The organism is Pseudoalteromonas sp. SCSIO 43201 (genome assembly GCF_023716725.1).
Taxonomy (GTDB): domain Bacteria; phylum Pseudomonadota; class Gammaproteobacteria; order Enterobacterales; family Alteromonadaceae; genus Pseudoalteromonas; species Pseudoalteromonas peptidolytica.
Window position 1 is genome coordinate 885,372 of sequence record NZ_CP072684.1, and the last position, 12,149, is coordinate 897,520.

8 protein-coding genes are annotated in these 12,149 nt (G+C 40.5%); 5 read left to right on the plus strand and 3 right to left on the minus strand.

Annotated features, from left to right (window positions below; genetic code table 11):
* Window positions 1–1,146: 1,146 nt before the first annotated feature.
* The gene (locus tag J8Z24_RS20400; RefSeq protein WP_252095754.1) at window positions 1,147–2,898 is read right to left on the minus strand and encodes an ABC transporter ATP-binding protein; all 1,752 of its coding nucleotides are present in this window, start codon (window positions 2,896–2,898) and stop codon (window positions 1,147–1,149) included.
* 125 nt (window positions 2,899–3,023) lie between these two features.
* Here J8Z24_RS20400 and J8Z24_RS20405 point away from each other — a divergent pair, with 125 nt between their 5' ends.
* Window positions 3,024–3,914, plus strand: a complete 891-nt coding sequence (locus J8Z24_RS20405) for a TetR/AcrR family transcriptional regulator (RefSeq protein ID WP_176032661.1) — start codon at window positions 3,024–3,026, stop codon at window positions 3,912–3,914.
* 152 nt (window positions 3,915–4,066) lie between these two features.
* On the opposite strand, the gene J8Z24_RS20410 is transcribed toward J8Z24_RS20405, so the two are convergent.
* A complete protein-coding gene (locus J8Z24_RS20410) occupies window positions 4,067–5,137 on the minus strand; it encodes a LamG domain-containing protein (RefSeq protein ID WP_176032660.1) in 1,071 nt (356 codons plus the stop codon).
* A gap of 193 nt (window positions 5,138–5,330) precedes the next feature.
* Between J8Z24_RS20410 and J8Z24_RS20415 the strand changes: the two genes are divergently transcribed.
* Both J8Z24_RS20415 and J8Z24_RS20420 read left to right on the plus strand, forming a co-directional pair.
* Window positions 5,331–8,075: an ATP-binding protein gene (locus J8Z24_RS20415; protein ID WP_176032659.1), complete on the plus strand. Its 2,745-nt coding sequence runs from the start codon at window positions 5,331–5,333 to the stop codon at window positions 8,073–8,075.
* On the plus strand, window positions 8,072–8,428 hold the full coding sequence (locus J8Z24_RS20420; protein WP_125252541.1) for an Hpt domain-containing protein: 357 nt from the start codon (window positions 8,072–8,074) through the stop codon (window positions 8,426–8,428). The genes J8Z24_RS20415 and J8Z24_RS20420 overlap by 4 nt, the downstream gene beginning before the upstream one ends.
* A gap of 531 nt (window positions 8,429–8,959) precedes the next feature.
* Here J8Z24_RS20420 and J8Z24_RS20425 read toward each other — a convergent pair.
* On the minus strand, window positions 8,960–9,484 hold the full coding sequence (locus J8Z24_RS20425) for a DinB family protein (RefSeq protein WP_176032658.1): 525 nt from the start codon (window positions 9,482–9,484) through the stop codon (window positions 8,960–8,962).
* A 299-nt stretch (window positions 9,485–9,783) separates the two neighbouring features.
* Between J8Z24_RS20425 and J8Z24_RS20430 the strand changes: the two genes are divergently transcribed.
* A complete protein-coding gene (locus J8Z24_RS20430; RefSeq protein ID WP_125252539.1) occupies window positions 9,784–10,512 on the plus strand; it encodes a glutathione peroxidase in 729 nt (242 codons plus the stop codon).
* Window positions 10,513–10,651: 139 nt separating this feature from the next.
* On the plus strand, window positions 10,652–12,112 hold the full coding sequence (locus J8Z24_RS20435; protein WP_176032657.1) for a dihydrolipoyl dehydrogenase: 1,461 nt from the start codon (window positions 10,652–10,654) through the stop codon (window positions 12,110–12,112).
* Window positions 12,113–12,149: the final 37 nt, after the last annotated feature.

The following is a 12,149-nucleotide window of genomic DNA, read 5'->3' on the forward strand; positions in this document are numbered from 1 at the left end:
AAAATGCGTTTTATACCAATTTACTTAAATAAACTATTTTGAGGTAAAGCAAGCATATTGATCACATCAAACCACTGCTGCTTTCGCCAACGTACTTATGCCCATTCAAGCTCGGGTAAAAGTTGCTATTTAGTGGTCCCAAACAAAAAGCTTTTCACATAGTAAGCCCCAATTTTACTCCCTCAAATTGAGCAAGTAGTCTGACAGCATAACTAAGTCGTCACCGTTTGCTACCAATACAACCAGTTTGTCATGGCGGTTTGGTGTTAAAAATACGTTTACTACCCAAGCTCAGGTTTACTTTATTTGGCCAGCGTTAAACTATACCGAGTTGAGAGCAATAAGCAAATTATCGCGGCCAGAATTACACCACCAAACAATTGAATTACGTTACCCGACTAACAAAGAACCATAAGCATTTGTTTTAAATATTAAATTTGACGATATAAAAACTGTTACAAAGTGTGGAACAAGCTCAGCTGAGGTTGTTTTGTTGATTTATTGGAGCAAAGGTTTGAATCGTAAACTACGTATTCCGCCCAAGTTTACTCCAGTTTGGTTCTGTATCTAACTGTATAAGTTTAATAGAGGCACCGAAACGATGTGCTAATTTCACTATGGCGTCGACATTTGAAAAAGCTCGAGTTATATCGAGATGAAAAGCGATTGGAGGTGCACTCTACGCGGCATTTCAGGTAGCTTCTACTCATTAAGGAAAATGCAAAAACGTAAACACTAACAACAACACGGTCATGAGCAGCACAAGAGGTAATGATGTACGTGAATTGGGGTGTAAAGTTTTACGAGACATAAGCAAACCTATACGTATCAATTAAATAACTTACCCTCCTGGTGATTCCTCCCTTTACAACCAGCCGAAAAATATGAACTTGTTTAACTCATAAAAATATTCAAGTTAAAATATACCGTACCTACTACAGCAACTTTAATCTAAGGCAGAGGTTGTTTATCACGTTAACTGTATTACAAACCACCAAAAAGAACCAACACTAAAATAAAAATTAATACAAAATAATTACCAAATATTAAAGTAGAGTGATGCCCCCTCAAAAACAAACGCGAAGGCTTTGTTATAGTAAGGGGGCAGATGTGTATTCGCAGTTTAATTACAAACAGGTACACAGCTTAAGAGCAAGCTACAGTGATGTCCCTGTTTGTTTTTAATCCGAACTGCTTACTTATCAGTTGGCTGTAAAACTCACTGCTTTGCATCAATTCATCATGCTTACCTTGTGATTCAACTTTTCCATTTTGGATTACCAAGATATTGTCAGCATCTACAACCGTACTTAAGCGGTGCGCAGCAATAATCGTAGTTCGGCCGGCTTGCGCTTTGTGTAATGCAAGTTGAATAGCAGCTTCCGTATGTGCATCAAGATTAGCTGTTGCTTCATCTAATAAAAGTACAGCTGGCTCCTTCAATAATGCTCGCGCTAACGCAATACGCTGCCTTTGCCCTCCTGATAGAGTGACGCCGCGTTCACCAACTTGAGTATCTAGCCCAACTGGCAGGGTATCGATAAAATGCTTGAGATCGGCATCAATAATAGCCTGCCTCAGTCGCTCCGGATCTGGTTGTTGCTTTGCACCATAAACCAAGTTCTCGTATATTGTCGCACACAATAGTGGGCTGTCTTGTGCCACATACCCAACTTGTGATCTAAGACTCTCTTTGTCTATCTCATTCAAATTTGAACCTGCGACTTCGATACATCCACTTTTAGCCTGATAAAAGCCCTGTAGCAATGCGAACAAAGTAGACTTACCTGCGCCAGATGCTCCAACAATGGCTGTCGTTTTTCCAGCCATGAACCTACAATTCAATGTATCAAATATCATTTTGTCATCACGGTAACCAAATGATAACTCTCTGACAATGATTGACTCATTGATCAAACTTAATTTCACCCCCTCTTCTATTTGTAAAGGAGTAGTCAATATCTCATTGATCCGAATAGCAGCGCCTTTTGCTTTATTGAATGCAGCGACTACCATACTTAGCTGACCCATAGGTAAGACTATATTTAATAAAAACATGATAAAAGCGACAAAAGCACCAAGTGTCATCGCTCCACTTGCAACGCGTGAAGCACCAAACCCTAGTACCAAAACAATAGACCCCATAATAACCAAATTGACTAATGAACCAATCGTAGCAAGTAAGAAATGCTCTTTCATTGCGGTATGATAAAGCCCATTTAACTGGCTATTATTGTGATTAATTTCAAATTCTTGAGCACATTGTGTTCTGAGTAGTCGAATATTAGAAAACAGCTCTGTTAGTCGCCCTAACAAAGATGCTTCCGTATCTTGTAGGTGCTTTGAAAGCATGGTGAGCCTCATTGAAAAAGGTAAAATCAGCATAAAGCTCACCATAACAGCCCCGAGCATTACCATCGTCATTTGCCAATCTAGAAACCATAGAATAATAAAAGACCCCAGTAATGACACCACACCAGAAAGAAATGAAACTGATTGCTCACTCACCAGATTTTCAATAATTTCTGTATCTTTCACGATACGGTTTGCAGGCTCTCCAGCCCGAGTGTTATCAAAGAATGACATCGGTAAAGCTATAATGTGGTTAAATAAATCTGCACGCAACTTGCGTTTTTGCTCATTACCTATCTTCCCCATAATATAAGTCATTACCCCAGCTAATATCGCAGAGCCTATTAGTACCGAGAGCAAAACTAGCGCTTGTTCATTGGTAAACGCCCCTGCCTCACTCAGCTTATCTAGTAGCGCTTTAGTTTGTAGCGGGACTAATAATCCTAAAAGACTAGACATCAAGGTCACTACAAAAAGTGTCGACAACAACAGCCCACTAGGCCTTGTGCGACGCACTAATCGAATTAATGATGCTGTACTATTCATATTTATATATTCCTGTTGATTTCATAGCAACATAATTGACCAAATTTCAATCTCAGTCAAATTAAAAATGACCTATTGGTCACTTTTAATTTGACTGTATACTATTTACGATTACAGGAGGCATGATGTCTGATAAGCGAAAACTAATTTTGGAGTGTGCAGAAGCACTGTTGGTTTCTGAAGGAGACTGTGCGTTTAGTATGCAAACTATCGCCGACTCCGTAGGGATCTCAAAAGGGGCTATTTATTTGCATTTCAGGTCAAAAGAAGATCTACTATTAGCTGTATTTCAAAGTCAAACCAACAACTTACTGGAAAAAATAACCACGGTTTTGAAAAACGCCACACTCACCCCCGACGAAAAGCTGCGGCAACAAATTCGCTTTCAACATGAAGATTTACAGCAATATCAGGCGATGTTTAACCTGTTATTACAAGAGGAGTCTCTAAGTTTGAACCACAGCCTACTCATGTTTTACCAAGAATTCCGCTTGACTTGGTTGACCTTACAAGTAGGGTTTTTGAGGGAGAAGTATGGTGACCAAATTCAACGCTGGGAAACCGACTTGGCGATGACGTTAGACGGAATAATCGCTAATTACCTTTCCCTTTCGGTTGTCGAGGGAATTGACTTTGACACTGAAAAGCTGGTCAATTGGGTTGTATCTTGCTTAGACTCAATCTGTACACAGCTACCAAAGCAGGGTCTACCGCCCGTATTGACCGAAAGAGATCTCCCTTCACTCAAAGAAATTGAAGCGAAAAAGCAGCAGCTACAACAACAACAAGTTCAGCAAGCATTTTCTCAGCTCAAAAATAAAGCGCAAAAGCTGAAGCTATCCGAACCAAAGCGAAAAATAGTTGAACATACCCTCACACTGTTAGAGAACCAATTACAAAATAACAACCCAGATACAATATTACTAAGAGCATTAATCGCTGGACTAAGAGATTATCGAGGCCTCAACAATGAGCGTCAATTACTCGCAGAAAGACTAGATGTAGAAGTAGTGTAGGTAATAGGATAACCAAAAATACTTATTTCTGGTTATCCCGTTAAATCACGCAGATTTATTTTTTATGAGATGAGCACCGTTTGTGCAACTAAAATTAGATATTAACTCATTTTTTTACAAATCTTCGGCTATTTTATTTCATCAGCTTCCGATTACTCGCCTTTTAACGCCGCGAGCTCCGCTTTTAGATTCAATATTTCTTGATTAAGTGTAGATATATGAACATCTTTTTGAGCACTCTCCTCTAACAGTAACATATTACTATTTTCTAGCTCTGTAATTTCTTGCTGCTGATTTTGAGTAGTATGAGTCAATTCCGAAATTGTTTTATTTAGGCTGTCATTTTCATTGACTAATGACGCCACTTTATTTTCTAAAATGTTAGATAAGTTTCTTAAATTAACAATCTGAGTACTAAGACTACTGATACTCAATTCCGCTGAGTCTAGTTGGCTCTTGCATAGTTGCAAAGTGCTTTTAGCAAAAAGACCACCTTGACTAAGTCGAGCAATTTCAGTTTCACTGAGTGCCCTACTATATATTTGAACATCATCCAACACTGATGCGCTGTGACTATATAGAGTCGACTTTTCCCACGTTGCAAACCGTAACCTTCTGCTAGTATCTGCTATTGAGCCATTCCCCACATACTCAGTACCTCTTAACTCACCGTTTCTATATAATTTTATATATTCACCTTCACGCACACCTGTAATAAAGTACCACTCATTGAGTGTAAGCGCTTCATAATCTCTCACGCTGACGGACTGCTTGTCTACTTCAACTCCAAATGTAAGTCCTTTGGAGCTTCTACCGCTACAGATAGATAAATGCCACTCATTTGTTCCCGGCTTATCTCCGCTGTGCCACTTATTAACTGCGGCACATCGGTTCCAATTACTCGTTGTAGGTTGGAGCTTTTTAACCCAAAACGCGACGGTAAAATCACCATTGCCAAAGTTTAAACTTTCACTATCAGGTATAATAGCGGTATCATTTACACCATCAAATTTTATTCCAAGATTATTTTTCCCCTGCGTAGTTACAGGGCCATTGTAAAATGTACCGTGATTTTCACCAACAGAGTCGATAACAGCCTGAGCATTGTCTAGCTTCCACAAACTTACAAGTCCATCTGGGTTTTTATCTAATGCGTAAGAAAAGAACGAGAAAAAAGATATAAAAATAATAAGAAGCCTTGGGAAATAACCAGTTAAAAGCATAAATATCCTATATAAAGTTTTTAATTTATTATAATACATTTCAAAATTAATAAATCCAACTAAAATCTCATTCCTATATATGCAATAAATTCAGGAGATATGAAAACCACCTATTTCCCCTCTCAACACTGTCGTAACATAAGCAACACACCAATAAGCTGCTATATTATTGAGGGGAACTCAGGAGGATAAGATGTTAACAGCATTGAAAAATAGCATGCCTGTGCTGATCGTGACAGCTGACTGGAAGGTGAGCCACTCAACCACTGTAGCTCAGCAGCTACTTCACTCTCCAGATACACTTATCAACCAACACCTAGAAGACCTATTCATATTTCCTTCTTGTACCACCGAGCATCGTTCACTGTCGGAAGGTGCACTCATACAGGTATCACTTCGCGGATCCCCAACAGTACAATTTTTATTGTCTTTTTATGATGTAAAAAGCAATGAAATATTTGTTCATATTGCAGAATTATCAACGTATTACTGCCAGAACCCATTGGAAGATGAGCAAACTCGAATTTTAAGGCACGCTGTAAATAGCGCCAACCTTGGTGCTTGGTGTTACGACTTAGTCAATAAAAGTGCCTATTTTTCACCAAAATTTAAATCCCTAATTGGCTTACCTGTGTCAGCAGCTTTGGATTGGGGATCACTACAAAACATGATCTATGATGAAGACCGGCCACTGTTTACTGAATTTTTATCACACCATATAGAACTCGGCTTGATGTTACACTTTGAATTTAGGATTGAAGTTAAAGGAAAACTGAGGTGGTTTGAGTTAAAAGGCGAGCAAGTAAAGTACTGCGTTCGTACCCATAGCATATATGGTATTTTGGCAGATTGTACACACGAAAAAGACATGTTAAGTGCTTTGCATGATGCAGAAGAAAGTAAAGCCCTGGCAATGCAAGCAGGAAAAATAGGCACATGGCGAGCGACTAGAGTTTCAAAGCAGTGGCTTTGGAGCTGGGATCATCAAGCGAATAAAATCTTCAAACTTCCAGAAGATGCTATAGGTCAATTAAGTCAGTGGGAGCAAAGCTTACACCCTGAAGATAAGCCTCGTGTTATCAAAGCACTTGAACACTCGCTATTAACTGGTGAAGTGTTTGAACAACGTTATCGCGGTTTGCTCAATGATGGAGATATTATCGTCGCCTATGCTAAAGGTGTAGTAGGGAAAAATGAAGCTGGAGAGCCTGCTCGTATCGACGGTGTGGTTATCGATCAAACTGATGTTTATATCGCGCAAAAAAAATTACAGCACATTAATCAAGAATTGGAACAACGCGTCGCTGAACGTACCGCAGACTTGCAAGCGGCAATCAGCAAGGCTGAGCAAGCAAACAGCACCAAATCCGACTTTTTATCAATGATGAGCCACGAGCTAAGAACGCCTATGAATGGCATTATCAGCTCGCTAGACTTAATCGGATTGTCAGAGCTTGATGAAGATAACAAAGAGCTGTTAGAAACAGCACAGATCTCTGCTAATAACTTAGTTGCCATTTTAAATGACATTTTAGATCTCGCCAAAGTGGAACAAGGAAAAATGGAGCTCGAAAGCTACCCATTTTCACCTTCGAAAATGATTCACAATATTCTTAAGACATTCGAGGCTCATGCCAAAGAGCATCGCGTACAGCTCCTTGTACTTGAAGATCAGAGCCTTCCACTAGAGGTAGTAGGTGATGAAAACCGTACTCGGCAAATTATTTTTAACATTCTTAGTAATGCCATCAAATTTAGCATGCCCGAGCGTGACGAGGGGGCTTTTGTCAAAATATCGGTTCATTGGGAGTCTGAAGGCGTCGCGTTGTCTCACCTTATTTTTGAGGTAGAAGACAACGGTATAGGCATCGCAGCTGAAGTACAAAAAAAACTGTTTACCCCCTTTACACAAGCAGAACGCTCCACCACAAGGAAATATGGCGGAACAGGGTTAGGACTTGCAATTTGTGGCAAACTAATCGATTTAATGGGTGGCAAAGTGGCATTGGAAAGTCAATTAGGTAGTGGCTCTACATTTACTATTAGTATTCCCGTTTGGCAAGCAAGCCCTGAGCAACCAAAAAATAAGATTTTCGAAACGTTATATTGGTTTTGTGATATTTCGTGGCAAAGCCAAGTAACGCTTAAACAACTTTATCAGGCATGTTTACATTGCTGCCATAAGCTAGTCGTTATTGATGCAATAGAGCAAATGGAAGAGACAAACAATTGCGCATTAGTTCACGTTATCGTTGGTAGAAACAATACCGGCAGTAATATAGATTGTTATCAAGTGCCGACATTACTGTTTGTTGATGAGCGGTCAATGCGGTCTGCTGCTAATTGCCCACCTTTGTCTCAACCGTCCAAACCCGTATCGCCTCAAACATGTTATTCAATAAGGCAATTGTTAGAAAAGCTCGCTGAAAAGACAAAGCAATGTGAAGTAACAAAGCTAGAAAATTTGAGCGATTTCAGCGCCATTGATGAGTTTTTATTGCATCAAGATGCTGCTGTTCAAAGCGGCTGCGCAGCTGTCGACAATAAGACAGCCGTTCATATTTTACTTGCTGAAGATAATCCATTTAACCAAAAGCTCCTAGTCAAGCAGTTAACTAAGCTCGGATTATCGTGCGATATTGCCAACAACGGCAGCGAAGCGCTAGCTATGTTTAAAAAACAAAGATATCAGTTATTGCTTACTGATTGTCACATGCCTGAACTTGATGGTTACGAGCTTGCTAAGTTGATACGTGCATTTGAGTCTGCCAACACGCTCAACCCAACTCCCATCATTGCTGTAACTGGTGCTGCAATGAAGGGTGATAAAAAGTTGTGCCTTGATAGTGGTATGAATGACTATGTCAGCAAACCTGTCAGGTTAACAGAGCTTCAAAGTACATTGGGCAAATGGCTAAAGATGGAATTAAAGTTATGAGTAAAACCCTCAACCCTAATGTGCTGATCGAACTAATCGGCGATGACTTTATTACGGCTAAAAAGTTTTATACTGACTTTTTAATTCAATCAAAATCGAGCTTTGCAAAAATGAGGGCAACGTATCAAGATAACGATTTAAAGCGCTTGAAAGATGAAGCGCACTATCTTAAAACCTCAGCAAAAGCAGTCGGTGCTGAGTTATTAGCAGACTATTTACAGGAGCTAGAATATGCTGCAATGGACGGCAACAGCAGCCTATGCGCCGAAAAGATAAAAGCTATCCACCATGAAATTGGCAGCGAATTTGTAAGGGAATTAAAGGCATACCTCTCCTCTCACCCCCATAGTTAATACCTACTAGGTAACCTGAGGTTTGGGTAAAGAATGTTCCAACTCATTGTTGCTAAAGCACAACTTAGTTTTTCCCCTGTCTAGCCAGAGAGTTTTAGGGAAAACACCGCTCCCGCATCCTGCTCTCGCTAAGGTACCCACATCCTGTAGGCAAGGCGAATTTATGCACCAATAGCTGGCTATTGGAAGTGAATTCAACGCAGTTAGCGCTAAGGAGTAAACCTGGCGCTAACTACGTTAAAAGCTTCTTATTTAAAAATACTAAATAGCAAAATTTTTGCCTACCTACATATACTTAGGTATCTTGGCACTAGCAAGACGCAGAAACGATGTTATCGACAAGATTTTCTCGCCTCAGAATAGATCTCTTAATTAAGGCACATTGTATAACCTGCTCAGCCTCGAGCTGCAATATTACGAGTCCTACTTTATTACCATCAGCCACACTGTTGCTGTGCGGACATTTTATGATGGTTTGAGACTTATAAAAGTTACTAGTGACACCAACTAGCGATTGAAGATGAGCCTAATTCACTGGGGGATCCGTGCCAATAAATCAGTTTCTCCCATATCGATGTCGATTTGATTAAGCAATGTTGTTACCTGTCCTCTATGGTGTGTCTGATGATTAAATAAATGGAGTAGTAACAAGCTTAATTTGCGAGCAAAAGTCTTACCTTTTGTGTTCTGATAGTGAAGCTCTGTTGCTAGGACTTCATCTGTTACCTCTTCAACAAAATTTATAATGATTTCATCCATTGCTACCCTCGCAGCCCTCAAGGTCGCAAACTCATCATATAGTAGGTCGTCTAATTTTGATGGTATTGTCATATCTAGTAATGGATGCAATGTTTTGAATTGATGGCTACTTGTAGAAAATCGTTTGAGCCAAATAACATCTGCAACAAGAATGTGATTTAACGACCCTATGATAGAACTAAAAAAAGCCCCCCGAGATTGGTGTAATTCAATGTCGCTTAATTCTGCAATTGCCTCAAACATCCTTTCATTCATCCAGCGATTGTAATCTGCCATTAATTCAAAATGTGATTTCATCTACTATTCTAATTCCCTAAAAAAGCCTAACTTGAGTTTTTGGACAAGAAGCAAACAACTTCTCTTACCAAGGTATGAAAAGGAGGCTTGCTCTCACTAAAATAGCGCCTACACTTGCAACAAGGCGGGCATCAACTATCCAAAATTCAGATTAACAATGTTCATGAAGTAGATCAAAGTTAACGGTGTTCAAAGTCCCAACCAATCTATTTTACTGTACGATTCAATCAAAACAATCAATTATACAAATAGATAAACTCTCGGCATACTAGCCACATCAACTTAAGAAGGAAAGCAAAATGTTAAAGAATATTGAAGGTCAACACGTACCACAGGTTACATTTCCAATCAGAGAAAATGATCAGTGGAAGCACATCACCAGCGATGAAATCTTTAAAGGTAAAACCGTCGTTGTGTTTTCATTACCAGGTGCATTTACACCAACATGTTCATCGACTCATCTGCCTCGCTATAACGAACTTGCGAGTGTATTTAAGCAAAACGGCGTTGACGAAATTGTATGTTTATCTGTGAATGATACCTTTGTAATGAATGCGTGGGCCCAGTATCAAGAAGCGCAAAATATAACGCTACTCCCTGATGGTAATGGCGAATTCACTGACGGCATGGGGATGTTAGTCGATAAAAATGATTTAGGCTTTGGTAAACGAAGCTGGCGCTATTCAATGCTAGTTAAAGATGGTGTGATTGACAAAATGTTTATTGAGCCAGAAAAGCCGGGAGACCCATTTGAAGTGTCAGACGCAGACACCATGTTAGAGTATATTAACCCAAGTCAAATAAAGCCTGAACCCGTGACTATTATCAGCAAAATTGGCTGTCCGTTCTGTGAAAAAGCCAAGGCATTACTAACGGAAAAAGGGCTAGCATACGAAGAGTTAGTACTAGGTCAACAAGCATCACTAACCAGCCTTAAAGCGCTGTCTGGACGTGAAACTGTACCACAGGTATTTATTGGCGGTAAGCATATTGGTGGCTCAGACGACTTAGCCGAATATTTTGCGTAAATAACTTCAATAACCTTATTACACAGTGACTTGGTATATACAGATATCAAGTCATACTGCGCCCCCCAACACGAGCAAATAAGACAGTGAATCATATATTGTCAAGGGGGTTTACACTTTCAAATTTTGGGATCAACAAATGAAAAAGATAAACACTGACGTAGTCGTGATTGGTGCGGGAACTGCTGGTCTTAGCGCCTATAGAAATGCTAAGAAATATACATCAGAAGTATTAATGATCGAATCAGGTGTATATGGAACTACTTGTGCTCGCGTTGGGTGTATGCCCAGTAAGCTACTAATCGCAGCGGCAGAAGCTGCACATCAAATTGAAACTGCGCCAAAGTTCGGTGTAAAAGTACCACCAGCCACAATTGATGGCAAAGCAGTAATGGCAAGAGTAAAAAGCGAGCGTGACCGCTTTGTAGGCTTTGTTGTGGATGCCGTTGATGAATTACCTGAGCACGATAAACTCCAAGGTAAAGCCAAATTCATAGACAATCACACGGTACAATTAGATGAGCATACGCAGATCACAGCCAAACGTTTCGTCATCGCCACAGGCTCTAGACCAAGTTACCCTGAGGCGTTTAATAACTTTGGAACACGCTTAGTCATTAATGACAACGTATTTGACTGGGACGACCTGCCGCACTCTGTCGCTGTATTTGGACCTGGAGTAATTGGCTTAGAGCTTGGCCAAGCGCTGCACCGCCTAGGTGTGAAAGTCAAAGTATTTGGCGTTGGCAAAGGCCTTGGCCCTTTGACGGATCCCATTGTGAAAGATTATGCTACTACTGTATTTAGCAACGAATTTTATCTCGATACCGATGCCAACGTCTCACAGATGAAGCAAGTGGGCGATAAAGCCGAACTCACCTATATAGATAAGCAGGGTTACCCACAAACAGAGCAGTTTGATTATGTGCTAGCTGCCACGGGGAGAATTCCTAATGTTGATAATTTGGGGCTAGAAAATACTAGCCTTGAACTTGATAGTAGAGGCGTTCCTATAGCTGATCCACACACTATGCAATGCCTTGATGGCTCAGGTAACGCGCACATTTTCATTGCTGGCGATGCCAGTGATCAAATCCCATTGTTACATGAAGCTGCGGATCAGGGCACCATTGCAGGTGAAAATGCCGGTCGCTTTCCGGATGTTAGAGTCGGACTACGCCGAGCCAAACTTGCAGCAGTCTTTAGCGATCCGCAAATAGCGATGGTAGGGGCAAGTTACAAGGATCTAGAAAAACAATACGGTGATTGTGGCTGTTTCGCCATCGGCGAGGTGAGCTTTGAAAATCAAGGCCGCAGTCGAGTCATGCTAAAAAATAAAGGACATATGCGCGTTTATGCTGAGCAGGGGACTGGGCTATTCTTAGGTGCGGAATTTGTTGGCCCTGCGGCTGAGCATATCGCTCATTTACTGGCTTGGGCGCTGCAAAATAAGATGACAATACCGCAAATGCTTGAGATGCCGTTTTATCATCCAGTGATAGAAGAAGGCTTAAGAACTGCGCTTCGTAATCTCAATGCCAATCTAAAGTTTGGACCCGACATTATCGCTCATTGTTTAGAGTGCGGACCTGGTGCCTAAGCATTTCTTGATTTAATAGCTGATCGGCGGGTAAACC